At 68.0% G+C, this 23,906-nt stretch carries 18 protein-coding genes; 16 read left to right on the forward strand and 2 right to left on the reverse strand.

Translation table 11 applies throughout. From position 1 onward, the window contains the following. The first annotated feature begins 158 nt into the window (after positions 1 to 158). From C2L80_RS05450 to C2L80_RS05525, 15 genes are all read left to right on the forward strand, one after another. On the forward strand, positions 159 to 803 hold the full coding sequence (locus C2L80_RS05450; RefSeq protein ID WP_239938738.1) for an energy-coupling factor transporter transmembrane component T family protein: 645 nt from the start codon (positions 159 to 161) through the stop codon (positions 801 to 803). Further along, complete coding sequence (locus tag C2L80_RS14285) at positions 800 to 2,617, forward strand: ABC transporter ATP-binding protein (RefSeq protein WP_239938732.1); 1,818 nt, start codon at positions 800 to 802, stop codon at positions 2,615 to 2,617. Before C2L80_RS05450 ends, C2L80_RS14285 begins: the two co-directional genes overlap by 4 nt. 422 nt (positions 2,618 to 3,039) lie before the next feature. Then, positions 3,040 to 4,977, forward strand: a complete 1,938-nt coding sequence (locus tag C2L80_RS05465; RefSeq protein ID WP_087197633.1) for an ABC transporter ATP-binding protein — start codon at positions 3,040 to 3,042, stop codon at positions 4,975 to 4,977. Between the two features lies 1 nt (position 4,978). Continuing rightward, entirely contained in the window at positions 4,979 to 6,724 is a 1,746-nt protein-coding gene (locus C2L80_RS05470; protein WP_087197631.1) for an ABC transporter ATP-binding protein, read from the forward strand. 377 nt (positions 6,725 to 7,101) lie between these two features. Continuing rightward, a complete protein-coding gene (locus tag C2L80_RS05475; RefSeq protein WP_087197629.1) occupies positions 7,102 to 7,479 on the forward strand; it encodes a metal-dependent transcriptional regulator in 378 nt (125 codons plus the stop codon). An 839-nt stretch (positions 7,480 to 8,318) separates the two neighbouring features. Next, positions 8,319 to 8,738, forward strand: coding sequence for a 6-pyruvoyl trahydropterin synthase family protein (locus tag C2L80_RS05480; protein WP_087197627.1), 420 nt, complete (start codon positions 8,319 to 8,321; stop codon positions 8,736 to 8,738). Positions 8,739 to 9,036: 298 nt separating this feature from the next. Continuing rightward, complete coding sequence (locus C2L80_RS05485) at positions 9,037 to 9,573, forward strand: nitroreductase family protein (protein WP_087197625.1); 537 nt, start codon at positions 9,037 to 9,039, stop codon at positions 9,571 to 9,573. A 304-nt stretch (positions 9,574 to 9,877) separates the two neighbouring features. After that, positions 9,878 to 10,504, forward strand: a complete 627-nt coding sequence (locus C2L80_RS05490; RefSeq protein ID WP_087197622.1) for an MptD family putative ECF transporter S component — start codon at positions 9,878 to 9,880, stop codon at positions 10,502 to 10,504. Further along, positions 10,504 to 11,232: an energy-coupling factor transporter transmembrane component T gene (locus C2L80_RS05495; protein WP_087197620.1), complete on the forward strand. Its 729-nt coding sequence runs from the start codon at positions 10,504 to 10,506 to the stop codon at positions 11,230 to 11,232. The genes C2L80_RS05490 and C2L80_RS05495 overlap by 1 nt, the downstream gene beginning before the upstream one ends. After that, a complete protein-coding gene (locus tag C2L80_RS05500; protein WP_239938734.1) occupies positions 11,232 to 12,875 on the forward strand; it encodes an ABC transporter ATP-binding protein in 1,644 nt (547 codons plus the stop codon). The genes C2L80_RS05495 and C2L80_RS05500 overlap by 1 nt, the downstream gene beginning before the upstream one ends. Before the next feature lie 49 nt (positions 12,876 to 12,924). Next, positions 12,925 to 13,926: a helix-turn-helix domain-containing protein gene (locus C2L80_RS05505; RefSeq protein WP_087197618.1), complete on the forward strand. Its 1,002-nt coding sequence runs from the start codon at positions 12,925 to 12,927 to the stop codon at positions 13,924 to 13,926. Positions 13,927 to 14,121: 195 nt separating this feature from the next. Continuing rightward, positions 14,122 to 15,003: a SatD family protein gene (locus tag C2L80_RS05510; protein WP_129589905.1), complete on the forward strand. Its 882-nt coding sequence runs from the start codon at positions 14,122 to 14,124 to the stop codon at positions 15,001 to 15,003. Continuing rightward, positions 15,000 to 15,767, forward strand: coding sequence for a DUF3307 domain-containing protein (locus C2L80_RS05515; protein ID WP_087197613.1), 768 nt, complete (start codon positions 15,000 to 15,002; stop codon positions 15,765 to 15,767). Before C2L80_RS05510 ends, C2L80_RS05515 begins: the two co-directional genes overlap by 4 nt. 355 nt (positions 15,768 to 16,122) lie before the next feature. Further along, positions 16,123 to 18,072: an ABC transporter ATP-binding protein gene (locus C2L80_RS05520; protein WP_239938736.1), complete on the forward strand. Its 1,950-nt coding sequence runs from the start codon at positions 16,123 to 16,125 to the stop codon at positions 18,070 to 18,072. After that, complete coding sequence (locus tag C2L80_RS05525; protein WP_103262817.1) at positions 18,065 to 19,828, forward strand: ABC transporter ATP-binding protein; 1,764 nt, start codon at positions 18,065 to 18,067, stop codon at positions 19,826 to 19,828. Before C2L80_RS05520 ends, C2L80_RS05525 begins: the two co-directional genes overlap by 8 nt. A gap of 264 nt (positions 19,829 to 20,092) precedes the next feature. Here the strand turns inward: C2L80_RS05525 and feoB are convergent, their stop codons facing one another. After that, the gene (gene feoB / locus C2L80_RS05530; RefSeq protein ID WP_191382502.1) at positions 20,093 to 22,354 is read right to left on the reverse strand and encodes a ferrous iron transport protein B; all 2,262 of its coding nucleotides are present in this window, start codon (positions 22,352 to 22,354) and stop codon (positions 20,093 to 20,095) included. Then, complete coding sequence (locus C2L80_RS05540; protein WP_087194883.1) at positions 22,351 to 22,578, reverse strand: FeoA family protein; 228 nt, start codon at positions 22,576 to 22,578, stop codon at positions 22,351 to 22,353. Before C2L80_RS05540 ends, feoB begins: the two co-directional genes overlap by 4 nt. A gap of 196 nt (positions 22,579 to 22,774) precedes the next feature. Here C2L80_RS05540 and C2L80_RS05545 point away from each other — a divergent pair, with 196 nt between their 5' ends. After that, positions 22,775 to 23,770, forward strand: a complete 996-nt coding sequence (locus tag C2L80_RS05545; RefSeq protein WP_157941020.1) for a helix-turn-helix domain-containing protein — start codon at positions 22,775 to 22,777, stop codon at positions 23,768 to 23,770. Positions 23,771 to 23,906: the final 136 nt, after the last annotated feature.

Here is a 23,906-nt window from a genome sequence, read left to right on the forward strand (position 1 = left end):
GGGAGGCCGGGCGGGCGTTCGGGAAGGTCGGACCTGGGCGGGCGACCGGGACCGCGAAGGCTGCGGCGGCTGCGGCGGCTGCGGCGGTGTCCGACGGAGCGGCGCTTGGGGCCGTCGATGTGCGGGAGGGGGTGCTCGGGCTCGACCCGCGCACGCACGTGCTGGCCGTCGCGGCGTTCGGCGTCGCGTCGGTCGTGCTCGTCGGTCTGCTCGAGACGGCGCTTTTGCAGGCGGCGGCCGCGCTGTACCTCGCGGGCAACGGACGCGCGCGCCTCGCGCTTCGCTCGTGCGCGAGCTTCGCCGTCGTGTGCGGGCTGAGCTTTTTGCCGCTGCCGGGTTTGTACGGCGTGCTCTTCGTGAGCCTCATGCACATGGTGCCGCCGTTCACGGCGGGATGCGCGCTGTTCTCGCTGTCGCCTTCGGCCATCATGTGCGCGCTCGCGCGCTGGCGCGTGCCGCGGCGGGCGCTCGTGGGCGTGTGCATGCTGTTCCGGTTCGCGTCGGCGCTGCCGTTCGAGGCGCGCTCCATCGTGCGCGGCATCAGGATGCGCGGCATCTTTCCGCGCGCGCTCGACGCGGTGCTGCATCCCGCCCTCGTCTACGAATGCCTCTACACGCCGCTCGTCATGCGCTGCCTGAGGCTGTCGGCCGAACTGGCCGCTTCGGCCGAGCTGCGGGGCATCGAGGCCGACGGAGGACGCACGTCGGTTCACCATGTGGGGCTGGGCGCGCGCGATGCGCTGGTTGCTGCGGCGGTCGTGGCCGTGTGCGTCGGGTTGTGCGCAGGGGAGGGGTTGGCATGACGGCAAGACGCGAAGGCGAACGGATGGCGGCCGTGCTGCTCGACCGGGCCTCGTTTCGCTATGTGGACGAGTCCGAGCGCGAGGCGAAAGAGGCGTCTGCTGTCCCCGCCTCGCCGTCCGCGCCGGGCGAGGGCGTGCGCGACGTGTCGCTGTCGGTGGCTCCCGGCCGCTGCCTTGTGCTGTGCGGGCGCTCGGGCGAGGGGAAGTCCACCGTGCTGCGCATGATCGACGGCCTTGCGGGCACGTTCTTCCCCGGCGACCTTTCGGGCGTCGTGGAGGTGTGCGGCGCGGACGTGCGCCGGCTCGCCCCGCGGGAGCGCGCCGAGCGGCTCGGCGTGGTGATGCAGGATCCGCGCAGCCAGTTCTTCATGGGAACGGTGGGCGACGAGATCGCGTTCACGGCCGAGAACCTGGGCGTGGATCCCGCCGAGGTCGCGCGCCGCGTGCGCGCCGCCGCCGAGGTCTGCGGCGTGGAGGGGCTGGTGGGAGAGGGGCTGTCCGCGCTGTCGAGCGGCCAGAAGCAGCGCGTGGCGCTGGCTGCCGCCGTCGCGTGCGAGCCGGCGGTGCTCGTGCTGGACGAACCCACCAGCAACTTGGACGCGGAGGGCTCCGCCGCGCTCGTGGAGGTTTTGGCGCGCCTGAAAGCACGCGGAGCCGCCGTGGTGGTGTCGGAGCATCGCCTGCACCGCTTCTTGGACGTGGCCGACGAGTACCTGTACCTGCGAGGCGGGCGCGTGATCGCCCGCTGGAGCCCCGCGGAGCTGGCCGCTCTTCCCTTGGAGGAGGTTCAAGCCCTGGGCCTTCGCCAAGAAGGACCCTTCGGAGGCGCGAGCCTGCATCGCGGTGCGGGGGAAACGCCCGGTCCGGCGGCTCGTTCGGTCGTGTCCGAGGAGGCGGCCGCCGCGGTCGAGGCAGGGGGAGGGGATGAGAGGGGGAAGGGCGCATTGGCCAATCAGGACGCGTTCCTTTCCTCCGGGGGCGCGGCCGAAAACCATGCGTATCCTTCTCTTTCGTCCGCATCGGGCGAGGCGGCCGGGGGTGCGGCTTCTTCTCATGGCGTGGGAAGGTTGGCCGGTCAGGCATCTTGCCCGGCTGCGCCCAAGATAAAGGAGGAGGGCGCGCTTTCCTCCTTCGAGGGCGCGGCCGAGAGGCGCGCGGGCGCTTCTCTTTCGTCTGCGTCAGACGGCGAGGCAGGGAGCGCTCGCGTTTGGCGGGTCGAAGGGCTGACCTACCTCCATCCCTCCACGAAGCGGGGTGTGCGCGGACTCGACGCGGAGTTTCCCTGCGGGGCGGTGACGGTGGTCGCGGGGCCGAACGGCGTTGGCAAGACCACGCTCGCGAAGGTTCTGTGCGGGGCGGTCCGCGAGCAGGCGGGGCGCGTGACGTTTTGCGGCCGTCCCGTTGCGCGACGCGAGCGACGGCGGCGCGGCTACTTCGTGATGCAGGACGCCGACTACCAGCTCTACGCCGGCAGCGTGGCCGACGAGGTGGTGTTGGGACGCAGGGTGGATGACGCGCTGAAAGCACGTGCGTGGGAAGCGCTTGAGGCGTTCGACCTCGCCGATCTGGCCGACCGACATCCCGCAAGCCTCTCCGGTGGCCAGAAGCAGCGCGTGACGCTGGCGGCGGCGTACTGCTCGGATGCCGACCTCGTCGTGCTGGACGAGCCCACGAGCGGCCTCGACGGTCGCGGGGTCGCGCAGGTGGCCGCATGGTGCCGGCGGCTCGCCCGCGCGGGCAAGACGGTGGTGGTGGTCACCCATGACGAGCTTTTGGCCCGCATGGCGGGCGATCGGAGGATCGACCTGCGCTGATCTTCGCAAGTTCGCGCCGCGCAACGAGGACGGGACGCAAGCGCCGAAAGGGCGGCGGCCGGCGGTTGGAGCGCGGGTGCCGAACGAGGTTGGGATGCGGACGCCGAGGCGCGACGGTTGGAATGCGGATGCCGGAGGTGCGGCGGGTGGGTGGCGGGTGCCGGAGGGCGGTCGGGGCGCGGATGCCGAAGGTGCGGCGACCGGAGCGCGGACGTCGAAACGAGGTCGGGACACCGAAGCGAGGCCGGGGCACCGGTATCGAATGGCGGCCATGGCGCGGGGCAGCCTCGAATAGGCGTTTCGCTGCCGCGATGCGGCGGGGCTTCCCGTCGCCGGCTTTCCGCTCCCTCGGTATGAGGCATGCTGCACGAAGTTGAAACGGACTAACTTAAAGCGTTGCAAGGAGTTTCGAGGAGTTGATCATGGAGGTTTCTCCGGCGAACCGCGACGCGCGGCCGAGCGCGTTCGCGAAGCTGTACTACTTCATGCGGCCCGACCGCGGGCGCATGGTGTGCTCGCTTGCGCTCGCCTGCGTGGGCGAGGTGGCGGGCATGGTGCCTTATGTGGTGATCGCGCTTCTGGCGGCGGGGCTTGTCGAGGGGACGCTCACGCTCGAGCGCGCGGCTTTGCTGGCGGGCGTCGCCGCGCTCGCGCATACGGCGCGGTTCTTCTTCACGTGGCGCTCGTCCATGATGAGCCACCGCATCGCGTTCAAGGCGCTGCGCACCATGCGCGAGCAGATGGCCGAGAAGATGGAGCGCGTGCCCATGGGCACGATCATCGACACGCCCACCGGCACGTTCAAGAACCGCTTCGTCGACAACGTGAACCAGCTCGAGGACGCTATCGCGCATTTCATGCCCGAGCTGCCCTCGAACGTGTTCGGCCCTTTGCTCGCCATGACGATCGTGTTTCTCATCGACTGGCGCATGGGGCTGGCCGGCCTCGCCACCATCCCCTTGGGCGTGCTGTTCTACGCCGCCATGATGCGCGACTACAAGCCGAAGATGGCCCGTTACATCTCAAGCGAGCAGCGGATGAACTCGTCGCTGGTGGAGTACGTGAACGGCATCCAGGTGATCAAGGCGTTCGGCCGCACGGCCAGCTCGTACGGCGGGTTCTCCGAGGCGGTGGCCGAGTACCACGATTCCACCTTGGCCTGGTTCAGGCAAAGCTGGGTGTGGATGGCCGCCGTCAAAGCGGTGGTGCCCTGCACGCTGCTCGTGTCGCTGCCCTTGGGCGTGTGGCTCATGGCGCAGGGCCAGCTGGCGCTGCCGGCGCTTCTGACGTGCATCGTCATACCGCTCGGGTTCGTCGGCCCCCTTCTGAAGTTCGCGCAGGCCGGCGGCATGATTTCGCGGATGGACGTGTGCCTGAACGTCATCTGGGACTTTCTGGGCGAGCCGGAGCTTTCGCGCCCCTGCGAGCGCGTGCGGCTTGTCGGCGAGTCGTTCTCGTTCGAGAACGTGTCGTTTTCCTACCACGAGGGGGCCGAAGTGCTGCACGACGTGAGCTTTAAGACGCGTCCCGCGCAGGTCACGGCCATCGTGGGCCCGTCGGGTTCGGGCAAGTCGACCGTGGCGAAGCTCATGGCCGGGTTCTGGGACGCCACGTCGGGTCGCGTGGCGTTCGGAGGCGTGGACGTGAGGGACATACCGTTCGAGCAGCTTATGGAGCACGTGTCCTACGTGGCCCAGGACACGTTTCTGTTCGACTGCACCATCGCCGACAACATCCGCATGGGACGCCCTTCGGCAAGCGACGCCGAGGTGGAGGCCGCTGCGCGCGCTGCGGGGTGCCACGAGTTCGTGAGTCGTCTGCCGCAGGGCTACGCCACGCGCGCCGGCGAGGCGGGCGAGCGGCTTTCCGGCGGCGAGAAGCAGCGCATCGCTATCGCGCGCGCCATCTTGAAGGGCGCGCCCATCGTCATCCTCGACGAGGCGACGGCCTACGCCGACCCCGAGAACGAGGCGCTGGTGGAGCGCGCCATCAGCAAGCTGGTGGCCGGCAAGACGCTCGTCACCATCGCGCACCGCCTGTCCACCGTGCGCGGGGCCGATCAGATCCTCGTCATGGATGCCGGGCGCATCGTCGGCCGCGGCACGCACGAAGAGTTGCTTGAAGGCTGCGAGGTGTACGCCCGCATGTGGAGCCGCTACGCGGACGCGCTTTCTTCGGAGGCCCCCGCATCGAGCGCGGCGCGGGAGGCGGGCGGCGCGCATGACGCTCGCGCGGCGCAGGAGGGGCGCGCGACGCAAGAGGAAAGGCGCGCGGCGCAAGAGGGGCGCGCGGCGCAGGCGCAAGAGGGCGAAACGCGGGCGGATTCGGGCTCTTCCGCGGGCGAAAGGAAGGTGAGGTAGCATGTTCGCGCTTGTCAAACGAGTGCTCGATCTGGCCGCCAGCTTTTCGCCGGCGGCGCGGCGCAGCCTGATCGTGGGCATGGTGTGCAACGTCCTGAAGGCGTTCTTCATGGCGGGGATGCTGGGCGCGGTGTTCTGGGCGCTGGAGAATCGCGACCATTTGGACGGCGTCGTGGCGCTGCAATGCCTCGGCATCCTGCTCGTCAGCGTGGCGGGGCAGTACGTGTTCCAGTACCTCGTGGACATCAAGATGGACGCGCAGGGCTTCGACATCTTCCGCGACCTGCGGCTTCGCGTGGGCGACCGCCTGAAGGGCGCGCCGATGGGCTACTTCTCCGAGCAGCGCCTGTCGGCCATCACCACCACGCTCACCACCACGGTGCACCAGCTGGAGGAGTTCATGACCATCTGCCTGACGGGCCTTTCGGGCGGCGTGGCGATGGCGGTGATCATGAGCGCGTTCTTCCTGTTCGTGGCGTGGCCGGTGGCCGTCATCACGTTCGCGGGCATCGCGGTGGGGCTGTACGTGCTGAACGTGCTGCGCCGTCGCGCCACCAGCGTGACGCGCGAGGTGACCGCCGCGCAGGAGGCCATGAGCGACAAGGTGATCGAGTACGCCCGCGGCATGGCCGTCCTGCGCACGTTCAGCACGCCCGACGAGGCGTTGGCGGCCGCAAAAGCGTCCTTCGAGCAGAAGCGCCAGGCCGACTACCGGCAGGAGGCCGCGGCTCAGGGCGTCCTCAAGCTGTACGCGCTCGTGTTCAACGTGGCCAGCTGCGCGGTGCTGTTCGCCGCGTGCGCGCTGTACCTGAACGGCGCGCTGCCGCTGTCGTGGGCGCTCACGCTGCTGGTGGCGGCGTTCATGATCTACGGCGAGCTCATCCACGCCAACGACGCGGCGTTTCTCACGAAGAAGATCGAAGGCGAGCTGGACCGCGTGGACGAGGTGTGCGCCATCCCGAAGCAGGACACGACGGACGCACCGCTTGAGCCGCACGGCTTCGACGTGGAGCTGGACGGCGTGAGCTTCGCCTACGACGCGGACCGGCGGGTCATCGACGACGTGTCGCTGCGCATTCCCGAGGGCACCACCTGCGCCATCGTGGGGCCGTCCGGCTCGGGCAAGACGACGCTCGTGAACCTGATCGCGCGCTTCTGGGACGTGGACGCCGGCGCGGTGCGCGTGGGCGGGGCCGACGTGCGCGAGGGCACGGCGGAGAGCTTGCTTGCGAACGTGTCGATGGTGTTTCAGAACGTGTACTTGTTCAACGACACCGTGGAGAACAACATCAAGTTCGGCGTGCCGGACGCCACGCACGAGCAGGTGGTTCAGGCGGCGAAGCGGGCGCGGTGCCATGAGTTCATCAGCGCGCTGCCGCAGGGCTACGACACGGTGCTGGAGGAGGGTGGCGCGTCGCTTTCGGGCGGCGAGCGCCAGCGCGTGAGCATCGCGCGCGCCATCATGAAAGACGCGCCCATCGTCATCTTGGACGAGGCCACCAGCTCGGTGGACCCGGAGAACGAGCACGAGCTGATAGCGGCCATCGCCGAGCTGACGCGCGGCAAGACGCTCGTGAGCATCGCGCACCGGCTGAACACGGTGGCCGATGCCGACCAGATCATCGTGGTGGACGAGGGCCGCATCGTGCAGCGCGGGACGCACGAGGAGCTGATGCGCGATGCGGGGATCTACCGCGACTTCGTGAGCCTGCGCCGCGAGGCCGCCGGCTGGCGGCTCGCGAGGTAGCGTCCGCGCGCGGCCGAGGCGGGGCGGCTTTGCCGCGCGCGGCGCGGTGTTGCCTCGCGCGGTGCGCCCCGGTGCGCGCCGCCGAGGCGGGCCGGCGCCATCGTGCGCGGCGACCCCGGTGCGTGCCGCCGCGCGGGCCGGCGTGGATGCTCCGCTCCGCGCCGCCCCTATGCGCGTAGGCGATTCGTCGTGCGGTGCTGATGCGGAGCCGCGTCGAAGCGGGGCGGTGTTCCCGTGCGTTGCGCGGCTGGGACAAAACGTCCGATCGGAGCAGGAGCGCGACCCTTTGGAGTGGAACGGGCCGCTCGTTTCTGGTATACCGAAACGAGTGAAGGCGAAGCGCGCGCCGAAAGGGGTCGCGCAGCGAGGTGGCAAGCATGAGACAACCTGTTCACGAATCTGCCGAGAACTATCTGAAAGCCGTGCTCGCGATCCGTCGCGAGCACGGCTTCGCACGGGCCGTGGACGTGTCCGAGCGCCTTGGCGTGTCGAAGGCGAGCGTGTCGAAGGCCCTTTCAAAGCTCGAGCGGCAGCAGCTTGTGCGGGTGGTGGCCCATGACGTGCGGCTCACCGAGGAGGGGCGCGCCGTCGCCGAGCGCGTGGCCGGACGCCATGAGTTCTTCTTCGGCTTGCTGCGCGCGGCTGGCGTGGAGGAGTGCGTGGCCGACGAGGAAGCCTGTCGCATGGAGCACTGCCTGAGCGAGGACTCGTTTCAGAAGCTGGCGGCCTCCCTTGCCGCCCGTCCTTGCGCCTGACGCGCGCTCGGCCCGCCCGCGCGTTTGTTCGGCTTGCCGCGATGGCGGGCGCCGGCCGGCGGCGGGGCGGGGCCCGTTTCGCGAAGCTGCGGTTCTGGCGGGCGTTGGCTGCTTGAGGCTGGCGTGGGCGGCGCGAGTGGGGGACGGGTGACGCGCGCGGCTCGAGCGGGGTGTGGGCGGCGCGCGACTCGAGTGGGCGGCGCGGGCGGCTTGGGCAGAGGGCGCCCATCCGAGAGGGCGGGCGACGCGGGCGGTTGAACAGAGGGCGCCCACCTAAGAGGGCGGGCGGGCAGCCCGAGGCCCTGCTTTCGGGCCGCATTCGGGAGCGACGCGCCCGAGGTTTTCCCGGATTTGGCGGGTTTTGACGGAAAACCGCGATCGTCCGGAGGGCCTTTCTCTCGGGGAGCCTGTGGCATCGATTCCGACCAGGGGCGATGCGGAGGTCTGCGGGCGGGACGGCTTGCTTAGATCCGACTCGGCGCTTTCCGACCGCGGATTTCCGTCAAAACCCGCCATGAGTCGGTCATTCTCTGGCGCTGCATGCCCTCGGCCCTCGGACCGCTCGCCCCTCCCCTCGTGCCTCTCTCTTTCGGACCGCTTGCCGCTTTCGGCCTGCCCGGCCCGGGCCTTGATCCGCGGCTCTCGATCGCGGTTCCGGTCCCGACTCGCGGTTCTCGATCCTGGGACGGCGGCTTTCCCGAGAGTTCCCAAAACGGGCCTTTCCTGAACTTGCGCGGTAAGGGAGAAGTTGGCACACTTGTTCTATGAATGCCGGTGAGATGCCATCGTTTCAGTGTGCTATCATGGCGGCGACTGAAGAGATCGTGCAAAGGAGCGTCATGTACGGATTGAAAACCGAGGCCAGCTTCGACTCGGCCCACTTCCTGACCGACTATTACGGCAAATGCGAGAACCTTCACGGACACCGGTGGCGCATGGTGGTTCACCTCGAGTCTCCCGATTTGCAAGCTGACGGCACGATGAAGGACATGGTGATGGACTTCGGCGTGTTCAAGCGGGCGGTGCGCGCCTTGGCCGAGGAGTTGGACCACACCTTCCTCGTGGAGGAGGGGTCGCTTTCGGATGCGACGCTGGCGGCCCTGGAGGCCGAGGGCTTCAGCCTGACCATCCTGCCGTTCCGCACGACAGCGGAGAACCTTGCGCGCTATGCGTGCGAGCGCTTGACAGAGCAGGGCCTTCCCGTGTCCCAGGTGGACATGTACGAGACCCCCAACAACTGCGCCGTTTACCGTGCGTGATAGCGCCTCCGCTCCTCGCCGATGCGACGGCGGGGAGGGGTGATGGGGGCGAGACAAGGGCGTGCGACCGCGCAGCATGCGGCTGCTGCGCCACTGGACGGACGCGCGCTTCGTATGCCGTTCGCCGGACGCGAGGAGGTTTTTGAAAGGCGCGTCGGAAAGCGGCGCGCATTCGGCGCCTCTCGGCTTGCGTTCGAGGGCGCGATGAGGGAGAATCGCGGCGACAGAGAACATGCGGCGCGGCGCCGTCCGAAGGCGGGTCCGCGCGGCGAGGCGGCTGAGGAAGGAGCGATGCGCTATGGGCTTTCTCGAGGTGGCGAGGGCGCGCTACTCGGTGCGCGCGTACGAGAAGCGTGCGGTCGAGCAGGAGAAGGTGGATGCCGTCCTGGAGGCGGGGCGGCTTGCGCCGAGCGCGTGCAACCGGCATCCCTCGCGCGTGATCGTGGCGACTTCGGCGGCCGACCTCGAGAAGATGGCGCGCTCGGCGCCGAACTTCGCGAAGGACGGGAGCGTGTTCGGGGCGCCGCTCGTGCTGCTCGTGTGCGTGCGTCCCGCCGACGCGTGGCGTCGCTCGTACGACGGCATGGTGAGCGCGGACATCGACGCGACCATCGTGTGCGACCAGATGATGATGGCCGCGCATGACGCGGGCCTCGGCACGTGCTGGGTGTGCCACTTCGATCCGGACGTCGTGTGCCGCGAATTCGATCTGCCCGAGGAGGTCGTGCCGGTCAACATGCTCACGGTGGGATACGCGGCAGACGAGCCGCGTCCGGCCGACAAGAGGGAGGCGCGCCGCATCCCGCTCGCGCAGTTCCTCGACGTGCGCGCCTGAGGCCGATAGGGACGGGAGCGAAGGGCGAGGGGACTGCTCTCTCGGCTCTTTTGACGAGCGCGGGCAAGGGCGAGGGCGAGGACAAGAGCGAAGGCGAGAACGAAGGCGAGAACGAAGGCAAAGGCAAGGACGCCGACGGCGTGACGCGCGACAGCATGCGGGCCCTCGATCCCTCGTGCGGCGCGCGGGCAGATTCGCTGGCCGAACGGAACAGGCGCAGCCGATCGGGCTAAACAGCCGCCGCCCGTTGCCACATACTGTCTCCGATGCAAGTAACCTAAGGTTAACTAGTGAGGAGACAGCAATGGCAACGCACGCCGTGGCGCAAACGCGTCCGTCCGACAGCCGCGTTCTCAAGGGGCGCGACCTCATCACCATCGGCATTTTCACCGCCATCTACTTCGTCATCCAGTTCGCGACCATGCTGCTGGGCGGCCTCCATCCGGCGCTGTGGGTGTTCATGCCGGTGCTTGACGGGCTTTTGGCCGGCATCCCGTTCATGCTCATGTGCGCGAAGGTGCAAAAGCCCGGCGCGGTGGTCATCATGGGCCTTATCGTGGCGCTCATCTACTTCGTCACCGGCATGTTCACGCCGCTCATCTTGGGGATGATGGCGGGCGCGTGCGTGCTGGCCGAAGCCGTGCGCGCGCTCGCGCGGTGGAAGGGCTTTGCGGGCAACGCCCTCGCCTATGCGGTGTTCGGGTTCGGCATGTGCGGTAGCCCGCTTCCCATCTGGGTGTTCCACGATTCGTTCATGGCGCAGATCTCCGCGCAGGGCATGAGCGTCGAGTACTGCGCCACGTTGGACGCGCTGGCGAGCGCACCGGTGCTCGTCGCGATGCTGGCGGGCACGTTCGTCGCGGGGCTGGCGGGGGCGGCCATCGCGCGCGTCCTGTTCAAGAAGCACTTCGAGAAGGCCGGGCTTGTCTGATGGAGCGGGTTGCGCCTGGTGCGAAGCGTTTCACGCTCGGCGCGCGGGAGCGCAGGGGCCTCGTGGCGCTCGATCCCCGCGCGATCTTGGGCGTGCTCGCAGCCGCCTCCGCGGTCGCGTTCATGTCGAAGAGCCCGGCCGTGGAGCTTGCGCTCGTGGCCTCCGTGGCGCTTTTGCAGGCGCTGTGCGGGCACGTGCGGATGGCGCTTGGGTATCTCGGCTGCTACGGCGCGCTGTGGGCGATCCTGACCTTCGTGTTCCCGAACGTCGGCGGCATAGCGGCCACGATGTTCACGATCAGCCTCACGTTCTCGCGCAAGGTGTTTCTGTGCCTGATGGCAGGGTCGCTCCTCGTGGCCGAGTGCTCGGTGCACCGGCTGTGCGCGGCGCTGGCGCGCTTGCGCGTGCCGCAGGTGGTGCTCGTCCCGCTCACGGTGACGATGCGCTATTTCCCCACGCTGGCCGACGAGGCCTCGCACATCCGCGACGCCATGCGCCTGCGCGACATCCCCGCGTCGGCGCGGATGGAGTGCTTCGTCGTGCCGCTGGTGATGTCGGCCACCTCCACGGCCGACGAGCTGTCGCGCGCGGCCACGTGCCGCGGCATCGAGAACCCGGCGCGTTCCACCGACACCGAGCGGTTGCGCATGCGCGCCGCCGACTGGGCGGTGCTCGCGCTGGCGGTTGCGGCGGCGGTGGGCACGGCGCTCTGGGGAGGTGCGTACTGATGGCGGCTGGCGGGCGAAGCGCGGCGACGCGCGGGGGCGAGGCGGTTCGCGGGCGCAAGACGGCGGGCGGGTGCATGCCTGGTTGCGGGCGCGCGCCTGCGGGCGAGAACGGGGCGGTTCGCGAGGATGCGGCGACGTGCGATAGCGCGGCCGTCTGCGAAGGCGCGGACGCGAGCGGGCGGGTGCGCGGGCGCGCGTCTGCGGCGAGCCGCGCCGACGACGCGCCCGTCGTGGAACTGCGGGGCGTGTCGTGCGCGGCGCCCGACGGATCGCGCATCCTCGACGACGTGTCTTTGAGCGTGCGCCGCGGCGAATGCGTGCTTCTGTGCGGTCGCTCGGGCATGGGCAAGACCACGATCACCAAGTGCGTGAACGGGCTCATCCCCCAGTTCGAGCCGGCGATCGAGCGCGCCGGCGAGGTGCGGGTCTGCGGCCTCGACCCCGCTGCGTGCGAGATGTACGAGCTGGCCTTGCGCGTGGGCAGCGTGTTCCAGAACCCGAAGTCGCAGTTTTTCAACCTCACCTCGAACGACGAGCTGGCTTTCGGCTTGGAGGCGGCCGGCGTGGACGCCGAGGTCATCGAGCGGCGCGTCGGCGAGACGGTGAGGGCCCTGCGCGCCGAGCGGCTTCTCGACCGCGACGTGACGAAGATGTCGGGCGGCGAGAAGCAAAGCCTCGTGTTCGCCTCGGTGGACGCGATGGGCCCCGACGTGTACGTGCTCGACGAGCCGACGGCGAACCTCGATGCCGAGGCCGCGCGCATCCTGCACGATCACGTGGCGTCCATCCTCGCCCGCGGCAAGACCGTCATCGTGGCCGAGCATCGGCTGCATTTCATGGCCGACCTCGTCGATCGTGCGCTGCTCGTGGAAGGCGGCCGCATCGTGCGCGAGCTCGCTCCCGACGAGCTGCGCGCGCTGCCCGCCTCCGAGCGCGAGCGGCTCGGCTTGCGCGCCGTCGATCCCGCCGACGTGCTGGCCCTGCGCTGCCCGCCTGCGCCCCGGCCCACCCGCGCCCTGCTCGAGCGGGGCCTGTCGCTGCGCGGCTTCTCGTGCTCGCGCGCAGGGCGGCGGGCGTTTCCCCCGGTCGACCTCGACGTGCCGCGCGGCGCCGTCGCGGGCGTCATGGGCGGGAACGGCGTGGGCAAGACGACGCTTCTGCGCGCGGTGGCGGGCCTTGAGCGCGCGACGGAGGGGACGGTAGCCTTCGACGGGCACCCCCTCGATGCGAGGGCGCGACGGCGCACGTGCTCGCTCGTGATGCAGGACGTGAACCACCAGCTGTTCGGCGACAGCGTCCGAAGCGAATGCGAGCTGGCGCTGGGCGGGGCCGCCTCCGATGCCGCCGCCGAGCGCATCGCGGAGGTCCTTTCCGCTCTTGACCTGGAATTGCTTCCCACCCGGCACCCCATGGCGCTGTCGGGCGGGCAGAAGCAGCGGCTGGCCGTGGCGTGCGCGCTCTTAGCCCGGCGGGAGGTGCTTTTGCTCGACGAGCCCACGAGCGGCCTCGACTTCGGCCATATGGTCGACGTGAGCCGGCTCGTGCGCCGTCTGGCCGAGCGGGGCATCTCCATCGTGGTGGTCACGCATGATCGCGAATTCATCAGCCGCTGCTGCGACAGCGTGTATCATATGGGAGACTGAGCGGACGGCCTTCGAGGAGCGGGGCCGTTTCGGATGAGCAAGGAGCACCATGGCGAATGTCGCGAACACCGCATCTTCCCTCGATTTGCTGCGCTGCTTCGAGGACGGTGCCGTTGGGGGCTGCGGCGTGGACGTGAGGCAAAGCGGCGGGCGCTGCGTCGTGCGGATGGCCGGAGACGCGGGCGAAGGGGTCATGCGCTTCTTCGAGGTGCTTCCCGGCGTGCGCCTTTCGTTCAACGACTTTCATATGGAGGAGTGCGAGTCGGGCTTCGCGGTGAGCGACGAGGTGCTGTGCGTCGACTACTGCTTCGAGGGCCGGATGGAGCAGCTGCTGTCCGATGGGACGTGCTCGTACGTGGCGGCGGGCGATCTGAAGGTGGACGACCGCACGCGCCATGTGGGGCGCTTCGTGATGCCGCTGGCGCACTACCACGGCATCACCGTGTCGTTCGAGGTCAAGCGCGCCCAACGTTCCATCGAGCGCGCGTTGGGCGGTTTTCCGGTCGACTTGCGCGCGCTGCGGCGGCGCTTCTGCGCAAGCGGCGATCCGGCCATCATGCGCGGCGTGCCCGGTGCGGAGCGCATCTTCTCCGACCTGTGCGCCGCCCCTTCCGAGGTGCGCGCGGCCTGCTTCAAGCTGAAGGTGCTCGAACTGCTGCTGCTTTTGGAGACGACGGACGCGAGCCCTGCGCTCAACGAGCGGCGGCCGTACTTCCACCGCTCGCAGGTGGAGAAGGTGAAGGCCGCGCGCGATAGCATGGTGGCCGACTTGTCCGCGGGGTTCTCGGCGCGCGAGACGGCCGAGCGCGTCGGCTTGCCGCTCACCGCGTTCAAGGCGTGCTTCAAGGGCGTCTACGGCATGCCCCCGTTCGCCTACCTGCGCGCGCGGCGCATGGAGCGGGCGGCGCAGCTGCTGCGCGACACCGGCTTGCGCGTGGCCGACATCGGCCTCATGGTGGGCTACGACAGCCCGTCGAAGTTCACCGCCGCGTTCAAGGACGTCATCGGGCAGACCCCCACCGCCTACCGGAGGCAGGGCCGTTTTTCGTGATGGGGGAAACGAGGGAGTTCGCTTTCAGCCTCTCTGGGATCGCAGGTTGGGTTTTTTGTTGCCACGCTTTGTTGGCAACGCTTTTTGTTGCTATTCTTCATTAGCAACGCTTTTTGTTGCCAACAGGAGAATGAATTCCATGCTATATTGAGACGGAGAAGATTCTAGAGGCAGCAGTGTTGAGGGGAGGACGAATTGGTTCAGTATGCTGTTTTGATGGCCGATGTGAAGAACTCCCGCAGCTATCGATCGGTTGCCCGTGACAACTTGCAAATCCTCTTGTCCGAATCGATTTCCTACCTAAATGAGATATTCTCGGAATCTCTGATAAAAAAAGTCATGTTCAGCGCAGGGGATGAGGTTCAAGGGCTTTTCCATGATGCCGTTTCCGCGTGTCTGTATTACCGAATGCTCTATCTCTTAATGGGCCCTGATGTTCTGCGCGGTGGAATCGGCTTGGGAGGATGGAGCGTTTTTCTGGAGGAGGAAGGCTCGACGGGGCAAGACGGTGAAGCGTATCACCGGGCGCGCGCTGCGATTGATCGTGCGAAGACGAACAAGCATTTCGATCTGGTCTTCAGGTCGGGCGGTGCGTATGACGATGCGCTGACGATCCTCTTGGATCATTCTTTGGGCATCTGCAAAATGAGAACCGCCGCCCAAAACGAGACGGCGCTCGTTGTCGAGCTCATGCGGCCTATTGTTTTAGACGGCGGCGATTTTCGCTTTCTTGAAAAAGGCGTATCCACCAAGGAGTTGTTTATCCGAGGGCTGGATGTCTTGCGCAGAAAGAGCTTTTGTTCGCAGCGGCAGGCGTCCAAGTTGATCGAGGGTGTCTTGCGGGCGGGGGAGGGGGGAATGGCCTCTCTATGGAGGCCGGTCGGCCTACGCGAGTTCGTTTGCGATTCGGAATGGCCTATCCTTTCCGGAAAGGATTTGACGGGCATTTCCTATGATCTTGCTAATGTAGCGGGCGTCTCACGGCAAGGGCTTGATCGCAAGATCTCCCAAGGGCGTATCGTTCAGGAGCGTAGTGCGATTGTGGCTTTCGCGTGCATCGCGAGGCGGTTTTTATGACGCTCGGATACGCCGTCTTGCTGCTTATCGCGGGGCATGTGGCGGGCGATTTCTATGCGCAAACGAATCGGGTCGCGAAGGGAAAACGGGGAAGCGTCAAGCTTCTGGTCATCCATTGCGCGCTGTACTCCCTCTGCATGCTCCCCTTTTCGGTTTGCGTGTTTTCGGGAGAATCGATTGCATTGGCCTGGCTTGTTTTGGCCGCTTCCCATGCGCTTATCGATTGTCTTAAAGGCATGGTGGAGGGGCGTGGCGCGAATCCGCTTACTGTCTTTTGCGTCGATCAGGCTCTTCACTTGGCATGTTGCATCGCTGTTGCGGTAGGGCTCTTTTCCGCCCATCCATTGCTCGACGTGACTTCTTTATGCGTGGCTCTTGTGGGCCAACCTTTTGAGGGCTCTGCTTTTGCAGTGGCGCTGATGCTGCTGGTGATGTGGAAGCCCGCCGCTGTCTTCATGCGGCTTCTTCTGCATGGGGTTCGTGTTGGAGGGGAGCGGTGCGAAGGGTGCGGCGGCGAAGACGACGATGAGGGCCTTCGTGCGGGCCGCTGGATCGGCATGCTTGAGCGGACGATCATCGCCGTGCTTGTCGTTCATGGTCAATTCGCGGCCATAGCGTTTGTTTTGACGGCGAAAAGCATCGCGCGTTTCAAGATGCTTGACGATAAAGAGTTTGCCGAATGCTATCTTGTGGGGACTTTGGCGAGCTGTGTTATTGCCCTTGTTGTGCCACCGCTTTTGCAAGGGATCGCAGGATGGGTCTGAGGCGATTCTTCCAGATGGCGGGCGGGTGAGTGAGGTATGCCCTCGAAGGATGCCCCTTCTTTGCGTGCTCGGAGTTTCGCTGTCTTGTTTTTGCGTTTCTAGAGCGTACTGACTTCCTTTGCCCCTCACTGCTCTCTTACGCCTTTCGTTGCCGTCTGCGCTCTGTTGTTTTCTGCCGTTCCCTTTCTCTCTGCGAGACTCTCTCCTGTCGTTCCACCCGGCCTTTCTCATTCTTTCCGCATCTAACTTCCCGTCCGAACGGGCTAGTCGCCGTCCCTGCGGAGCGGACGGGCCACCTCTCTTGCCTTACAGTGGGGCGGGAGCCCGGTGGACGAGCAGCGAAGAGGTGAGGCGGGTGGTGGAAGCGCAGACGGCTGCGGCGAGCGGAAAGCGCTCGTGGGTGGCGGTTCTTTTGGGCTACGCGGGGCGGTGCCGGGGCAAGATGGCGGCTTCGCTTGCCGCCTCGGTGGCCAGCGTGGCGATGGGGTTCGTGCCGTTTTACGCCGTGTACCGCATCATGGAGATCGTGATGGGCGCGTCGGGCGGCGAAGGCGGGGCCGGGGCGTGGGATGCGGCGGTGCCGTGGATTGCCGCGGCGGCGGCAGCCTACGTGGCGAGCAAGGTGCTGTTCGGCGTCTCGACCTTGCTTTCGCACGTGTCGGCCTACACGATCCTCGCGCAGCTGCGGCGCGACTTCGCGGCCAAGCTCATGCGCGCGTCGCTGGGCACGGTGCAGGGCAAGAGCATCGGGCAGATCAAAAACGTGTTCATCGACCGCATCGAGGGCATCGAGCCGCCGCTTGCGCATATGATCCCCGAGCTGTCGGGCAGCTTCCTTCTGGCGGCGGGGCTGGTGGCGTGGCTGGCGGCCATCGATTGGCGCATGGCGCTCGCGTGCGTCGCGACGGTGCCCGCAGGCCTGGTCGTGTTCGCCGGCGGCCTGTCCGCCTTCAACCGGATGTACGCCGCCTATGTGGAAGAGGGCAACCGCGTGAACAGCGTGATCGTGGAGTACATCGAGGGCATCGAGGTGGTGAAGGCGTTCAACCAGGCGAGCGACTCCTACGAGAAGTACGCCGGCGCGGTGCGGGCGTTTCGCGACTTCACGCTGGGCTGGTTCAAGGCCACGTGGGTGAGCATGAACCTGGCGACGTCCATCATGCCCACCACGCTTCTGGCCGTGGTGCCCGTGGGACTGGCGCTCTACCTCGGCGGCGAACTGGCCCCTGCCGAGCTGGGGCTGTGCCTGGTGATGGCGCTCGCGGTGGTCGATCCCGCCATGAGGCTGGGGGCGTTTCTGAACGAGGCCAAGTCGATGGAGTACGCCGTGGCCGACGCCGACGAGTTCTTGCGGCTGCCCGAGCTGCCCGAACCCCGCGATCGCGCCCGCGTGCGCGGAGCGGACGTGGAGCTGTCCGGCGTGCGTTTCTCCTACGAGGAGGGAGAGGAGGTGCTGCACGGCATCGACCTTACGATTCCGGAAGGCTCGTTCGTGGCGCTCGTGGGACCGTCCGGCGGCGGGAAGTCCACGGTGGCGCGCCTTGTCGCGCGTCACTGGGACGTGGATGCCGGCAGCGTGCGCATCGGCGGCGCGGACGTGCGGGACATGCCGCTCGACCAGCTTTCCGAGCTGGTGAGCTATGTGGCCCAGGACAACTTCCTGTTCGACTGCTCGCTGCGCGAGAACGTGCGGCTCGGGCGTCCCGGCGCCACCGACGAGGAGGTGGCCGCCGCCGCTCGCGCCGCGTGCTGCGACGAGTTCGTGGCGCGGCTGCCGCGCGGATGGGACACGCCTGCGGGCGAGGCGGGCAGCGCGTTGTCGGGAGGCGAGCGCCAGCGGGTGAGCATCGCGCGCGCCATGCTGAAGGACGCGCCCATCGTGGTGCTCGACGAGGCCACGGCCTTCGCCGATCCGGAGAACGAGGACCGCATCCAGCGCTCGATCGCAGAGCTGACGCGCGGCAAGACGCTCGTCGTGATCGCCCACAGGCTGTCCACCGTGTGCGGGGCCGACAAGATCGTCGTGATAGAGGACGGAAGCGTCAGGGACGAGGGCGCGTACGAAGAGCTGCTTGAGCGATGCGCGCTGTACGCGGACATGTGGGAGGCCCATGTGGGCGCGAAGGGCTGGGCCGCAGGGTCTTCGGGCGCCGGAGGCGCGGCGGGCGCGCGGAGGGGCCGAGGTGCGCGAAGCCGCGACGGCGCGGGGGCGCAAGGCGCGGCGCGCGGGACGTCCGGCGCGGCAAGCCGTGCGGCGGATGCGGACGGGCGCGGTGTTGGGAAGGAGGTCGATCCTCATGCTTAAGGCCCTCGCGCGCATCGTGAGGTGGACGGGAAGGTACCGGCGCAACCTCGTGCTGGGCTGCGTGTGCTCGTTCTTCATGACCTGGGCGACGGCGGCGCCCGTCATGCTGGCGGCGTGGCTTCTCGGCCAGGTGGCAGACGACGCTCGCGGCGCGAGCACGCTCGATCCCGCATGGGTCTGGCTGTCGTTGGCCGCCATCGCGGCCTTCGTGGCGCTGCGCTTCGCGTTCTCGTACGGCAAGAACCGCCTGCAAGAGAGCATCGGCTACGAGGTGGCCCCCGAGGAGCGCATCCGCATCGGCGCCGTGCTGAAGCGCGTGCCGCTCGGGTACTTCGACAAGGTGAAGACGGGCGACATCCTGGCGACCGCCACCACCGAGCTGGGCATCCTCGAGCTTCAGGGCATGAAGATGGTGGACGCCGTCATCAACGGGTACGTGAACCTGGCCGCCATCGTGTGCTTCCTGCTCGTCATGAACCCGCTCGCCGCCGCAGGCGCCCTCGCGGGCGTGGCGGTGTCGTGCGCGGCGCTCGCGCAGGTGAACCGCACGGCCACGCGCCTCGCCCCGGCGGCGCACGAGGCCACCGAGCGCCTCGCGAGCGACATCGTGGAGTTCGTGCGCGGGCTGGGCACGGCGAAATCATTCAGCCATGGCGGCGCGGCGAGCAAGCCCTTGCTGCGGACGGTCGAGGACCTGAGGCGCGCCCGCATCCGCATCGAGTTCGGATTCACGCCGAAAAACGTGATCCACCTTGCATCGCTCAAGCTGGCCAGCGTGGCGCTGGTCGCCTCGTCGGCGTGGGCGTGCCTTACGGGCGACTTGCCGCTGTGGATGTTTTTCGCGTTCTCGCTGTTCTCGTTCACCATCTACTCCGGCGTGGAGCGCGTGAACGATTCGGCGCATATGCTGGGCGATCTGAACGACATCATGGACCGCCTCGAGAAGATAGAGCAGGCGCGCTTCATCGACGAGGACGGCCGCGACGTGCGCCTCGATCGCTTCGACATCGCATTCGAGGGCGTGTCGTTCTCCTACGGCGAGGGCGAAGGGGCGCGCCGGGTTCTGCACGACGTGAGCTTTCGCATCCCGGAAGGCTCGACCTGCGCCATCGTCGGCCCTTCCGGTTCGGGCAAGACCACCATCGCGAACCTCATGGCGCGCTTCTACGATGTGGAGGCGGGGCGCGTGGTCGTGGGCGGGCGCGACGTGCGGGAGCTTGCGTGCGACAGCTTGCTGGAAAACTTCTCGATGGTGTTTCAGAACGTGTACCTGTTCAACGACACGGTGGAGGCGAACATCGCGTTCGGGTGCCCCGGCGCGACGCATGAGGAGGTGGTGGCCGCGGCGAAGCGGGCGTGCTGCCACGATTTCGTGAGCTCTTTGCCGCAGGGCTACGACACGGTGGTGGGCGAGGGCGGGGCGAGCCTGTCCGGCGGGCAGAAGCAGCGCATCTCCATCGCGCGGGCGCTTTTGAAAGACGCGCCCATCGTGGTGCTCGACGAGGCCACCGCCAGCGTCGATCCCGAGAACGAGGCGCTCATCCAGCGCGCCATCGAAGAGCTGACGGCGGGCAAGACCGTCGTGGTCATCGCGCATCGGCTGGCCACCGTCGAGGCCGCCGATCAAATTCTCGTGGTTGACGGCGGCACAGTGGCGCAGCGCGGCACGCACGACGAGCTCATGGCCGAAGGCGGCACGTACCGCCGCTTCGTGGAGCTGCGCGCGGCCGCCGAAGGCTGGCGCATCGCGGGGTAGGGCGGGGAGCCTTTCGTCTCGCGAACCCCCACGGCTTCAACGAGGCGGGCTCGCCGCTCTGGGTGGGATGCCGTCCGCACCGGCTCGCACAGCGAGCTGTTCGGCACATGACGTCTTCCCAAATGCACTGTCACAGTGCATCTTTTGACGAAAAATGCACCCTTACGGTGCATGAAGGTGACGGCACATGGTGCGGATGCCCTGTGCCGTCACTGTGCGTCGTCGCTTTCGTCCGCGTTGCGCATCCCCTGCGTTTTGCGCGCGTTAGAAGAACAGCGAGGCCACGTGGAACACTATGCAACCTAGGATGAGCGAGCTGGCTATGTAGAACGCGGCGGTGATGACCGTCCATTTCGTGGAATGCACCTCGCCCCAGGTGGCCGACACGCTGGCGGCGCAGGGCATGTTGAACGTGAACGCGAAGATGAACGCCAGCGCCTCGGGCGCCGAGATGGCTTGCGCCATGATCTCACCGATGTTGCCGGCCACGGCCACGCCGCCCGTCACGGCGGTGACGACGGCCGCATTGGGCGTGGCCCCGCCCGCGAACAGGCCCGATAGCACGCCGAGCGCCGATTCCTTCAGCACGAGCGCGCACAGCCATGCGGTGAACGTCTGCCAGCCCATGCCGAAGAACTGCGTGATCGGCTCGATGGCGGTGCCGAGCGCGTACAGCGCCGAGCCCTCCACGCTGCCGGTGGCCGTGTAGGTGAGCGCCCAGATGGCGAATGCGAAGATGGCCACTACGCGGATAGCGCGCACGAACATCTGGCGGCTTTTGAGGATCGCGCCATGCAGAACGTTCCCCAAACGCGGCCGGTGGTAGGGCGGTAGCTCCATCACCAGTCCGGCGCGCTCACCCTCCTTCACCAAGCGTGGCCCGAACAGGCGGCCGACCGCCCACATGAGCAGGACGCACACGCAGAAGATGCCCACGATGACCAGCGGCGCGCCCATGCCGAAGAACGCCACGGCCAGCACCGGCACCACGCCCCACGTGGAGCCGCAAGGGATGGCCCACGCCATCATGACGGTGAGCATGCGCTGGCCCCACGAGTCGATCACGCGCGAGCCCGACACGCCGCCCATCGTGCAGCCGAAGCACATAAGGAAGGGCATGAGCGACTTGCCTTGCAGCCCGAAGCGCGACATGGCATGGTCGAACACGTAGCTGATGCGCGCCATGTAGCCCGATTCCTCGTACAGCCCGAACACGAGGTTGATGCCGAACACGTAGCCCACCATCATGGTGCCGAAGCACAGGCTGTTGCACACCACGCCCGAAAGGAAGCTGCCCACCACATCAGGGATGCCCGCGCCCGAGAGCGCGAAGGCGGCTTCCTGCCCGAGGGAGGAGATCATCCCGCCTACCATCATGATGGGTATCGCCGGCACGAACGCCAGCACGAATCCGAGGAGGATCATGCCGACGGCGAGGGGTTTGGAGAGGAGCGAGCCCGTGGCGAGGCGGTCGAAACGCGAGAGCGGCGATGCGGTTTTCGCGTTGCCGGTGCTGGCGGTGGAGGCTGCCTCGCGCGAGCCCGCAGCCGAGGCGGCGTTTTTCTCGCGCCCGCCCGCGGCCTCTTCTTCGCGCTCCACCGCGCCTGCGATCAGCTGCTCCACCCATGCGAAGCGCGCTGCGCCCGCGTTCTGGATGCCGTCTTTCACGCCGCGCAGCGCCTTGTCGAGAGCGGCGTTCGCGGCGGCGTCGACGTGCTGCCGCACCAGCTCGCGCGCCGGGCCGTCGCCCTCGATGAGCTTCGCCGCCAGCCAGAAGCGGCTGTACGGCCCGATGCCCTCTTCCGGCAGCTGGGCTGCCACGGCGTCCCACGTGCTGCCGAAGCGCTGCGCCATGGCGCGCTCGAGGGCGGCGGGGTCGATGACGGCCCGCTCATCGCACGTGCGCTCCAGCGCCTGGTAGAGCGCGTCGTAGCGCGTGCGGTCGGCGGCCACGAGCGGCACCACGGGCACGCCCAGCCGCCGCTCGATGGCCGCCGCGTCGATGCGCTTGCCCTGCCCTTCGGCCACGTCCATGAGGTTCAGCACCAGCACGGCCGGACAGGAGATGCCGGCGAAGTCGGCCAGCATGTACAGGCTGCGCTCCAGCTGGGAGGCGTCGGCCAGCACCAGCACCGCGTCGAGGCCGCCCTGCGCGAGGAAGCCGCGCGTCACCTCCTCTTCCGGCGACATCGCCGACAGCGCGTAGGAACCGGGCAGGTCCACCACCTCGTAGGCGCGCCCGCCGTGCTGGAAGGTGCCCGTCTTGCGCTCCACCGTCTTGCCGGGCCAGTTGCCCACGTGCTGCCGCGCGCCGGTGAGGCCGTTGAACAGCGTTGACTTGCCGGAATTGGGCTGGCCCAGCAGGGCGATGCGCCGTGCTCCCGGCGCCCGCGCCGCGGAAGCGCCGCCCGCCGCGGCCCCCGCGCCGCTGGCTGCGCTCGCTGCAGCCCCCGCGCTGCCGGCTGCACCGCCATCTGTTGCAGCTCCCGCGCCCGCGGCGCACCCGTTGCATTGGTCGCAGCTCATAGCGCCTCCTCCACGCGGATGCTCTCGCAGTCGCCGCGGTCGATGGCGATGGCGCTGTCGCGGCATCGCACCAGCACCGGGCGCTTCCGCTTGTTCTGCAGCACGTCCAGCACGCAACCCGGCGTGAGCCCGATGGCGGTCACGCGCCCCAGGAAGCGCGCCGTGCCCGCGGTGGCCGCGATGCGCACGCGAGCGCCCTCCGGGGCGTCGCTCAACTTCATCATAGAGGTCCTTCCTCTCTCGATTCGCCGCTGCGCCAAGCGGCCTCGCGGCGGGCGCAGCGCGTTTCATGGTAGGCGCTGCGCATGCGGGGCTTCAACTCCGTTTGCACGTTTTAACTCCATATCGCAGCAAGTTAGCCTTACCGAATTAAAAGGCCTCCTAGGCGGTTATAATGCGGAAAGAGAAAGGAGACGAGGTATGCGCGAGCCTTTTTCGCTCGAAAAGATTCATCTATCGACAGGCATGCATGTCTCGTTCGACGGGCGGTGCTACGAGCTTTCGCTCGACGAGCCGTTGGGGCGCGGCACCATGCGCACGTTCGTCGTGTCGCCGTGGTTTCTGGCGAGCACGGTGGACTTCGAGGTGGAGCGGTGCCCGAACCTGCTGCCGCCGCAGGACGGGGACGCGGGCCGCCTTCTGGACGACACGTGGTTCTCGATGAACTTCTGCATGGAGGGCCGCTGCGAGGTGCTGGTGCCGTCCGAGGGCTTCGCCGTGGTGGGGACGGGCGACTTCTGCGTGGGGCATGCGCGCACGCAGCCGGGCGAGTTCCAGTATCCGCTGGGGCGCTATCGGGGCGTGGAACTGTTCGTGAGCACGCGCGTGCTGCGGGATCCCTCCTTCGCGGCGCTGGCAGAGACGGGGATTCCGCTGGATGCGTGGGTGGGCGGACCGGATACGACGGTGGTGTTCTCGGGGGATTGGGCGCTGAACGACGCGATGGAGCGCATCGGCACCGCTGCGGAGCGCTTGGACGCCGCGCGCTGCAAGATCGGCCTCATGGGACTTCTGTCCGACCTGTTCACACGGGATTTCTCTGCCGCGCGCCCGCCGACGTTCCTCACGCCGGCGCAGATGGGCATGGTGCGCGCCGTGCGCGACGAGGTGGAGCGCGCGCCCGCCGAGCCCCACGACGTGCGCGCCCTCGCCCGCCGCTTCGGCGTGGGGGCGGCCACGTTGAACGGGTATTTCCGCAGCGTGCAGGGCATGTCGGTGGCCGCTTTCGTGCGCGACCGCCGCATGCGCCTCGCCGCCGACCTCTTGGCCTCCACCCGCCTGAACGTGGCCGAGGTGGCCCTGCGCGCGGGCTACTCGAACCCCAGCAAGTTCGCCGAGGCGTTCAAGCGCCTCCAGGGCGCCGCTCCGTCGGAGTACCGACGATCTCGGGCGGTTCCCCCTCGGGGAATCGCGTAGCGCGGCTCGGCCTCGGCTGCGTCGGGCACGGGGGTGGGCTTGCGAGCGCGTCGGTCAGGGGGCTCGCGGGCGCGGGAGGCGTGGGTTGCGCTTGCGCTCGCGGGTGTGGGCGCGGTAGCGCGTTCCGCGCGAGAAT

Source organism: Rubneribacter badeniensis (assembly GCF_002899695.1).
Classification (GTDB): domain Bacteria; phylum Actinomycetota; class Coriobacteriia; order Coriobacteriales; family Eggerthellaceae; genus Rubneribacter; species Rubneribacter badeniensis.

Excerpts from the sequence above, each read along its gene's own strand:
- C2L80_RS14285 (WP_239938732.1), top strand. The coding sequence starts at position 800 with ATGACGGCAAGACGCGAAGGCGAACGGATGGCGGCCGTGCTGCTCGAC.
- C2L80_RS05465 (WP_087197633.1), top strand. The coding sequence starts at position 3,040 with ATGGAGGTTTCTCCGGCGAACCGCGACGCGCGGCCGAGCGCGTTCGCG.
- C2L80_RS05470 (WP_087197631.1), top strand. The coding sequence starts at position 4,979 with ATGTTCGCGCTTGTCAAACGAGTGCTCGATCTGGCCGCCAGCTTTTCG.
- C2L80_RS05475 (WP_087197629.1), top strand. The coding sequence starts at position 7,102 with ATGAGACAACCTGTTCACGAATCTGCCGAGAACTATCTGAAAGCCGTG.
- C2L80_RS05480 (WP_087197627.1), top strand. The coding sequence starts at position 8,319 with ATGTACGGATTGAAAACCGAGGCCAGCTTCGACTCGGCCCACTTCCTG.
- C2L80_RS05485 (WP_087197625.1), top strand. The coding sequence starts at position 9,037 with ATGGGCTTTCTCGAGGTGGCGAGGGCGCGCTACTCGGTGCGCGCGTAC.
- C2L80_RS05490 (WP_087197622.1), top strand. The coding sequence starts at position 9,878 with ATGGCAACGCACGCCGTGGCGCAAACGCGTCCGTCCGACAGCCGCGTT.
- C2L80_RS05495 (WP_087197620.1), top strand. The coding sequence starts at position 10,504 with ATGGAGCGGGTTGCGCCTGGTGCGAAGCGTTTCACGCTCGGCGCGCGG.
- C2L80_RS05500 (WP_239938734.1), top strand. The coding sequence starts at position 11,232 with ATGGCGGCTGGCGGGCGAAGCGCGGCGACGCGCGGGGGCGAGGCGGTT.
- C2L80_RS05505 (WP_087197618.1), top strand. The coding sequence starts at position 12,925 with ATGGCGAATGTCGCGAACACCGCATCTTCCCTCGATTTGCTGCGCTGC.
- C2L80_RS05515 (WP_087197613.1), top strand. The coding sequence starts at position 15,000 with ATGACGCTCGGATACGCCGTCTTGCTGCTTATCGCGGGGCATGTGGCG.
- C2L80_RS05525 (WP_103262817.1), top strand. The coding sequence starts at position 18,065 with ATGCTTAAGGCCCTCGCGCGCATCGTGAGGTGGACGGGAAGGTACCGG.
- feoB (WP_191382502.1), bottom strand. The coding sequence starts at position 22,354 with ATGAGCTGCGACCAATGCAACGGGTGCGCCGCGGGCGCGGGAGCTGCA.
- C2L80_RS05540 (WP_087194883.1), bottom strand. The coding sequence starts at position 22,578 with ATGATGAAGTTGAGCGACGCCCCGGAGGGCGCTCGCGTGCGCATCGCG.
- C2L80_RS05545 (WP_157941020.1), top strand. The coding sequence starts at position 22,775 with ATGCGCGAGCCTTTTTCGCTCGAAAAGATTCATCTATCGACAGGCATG.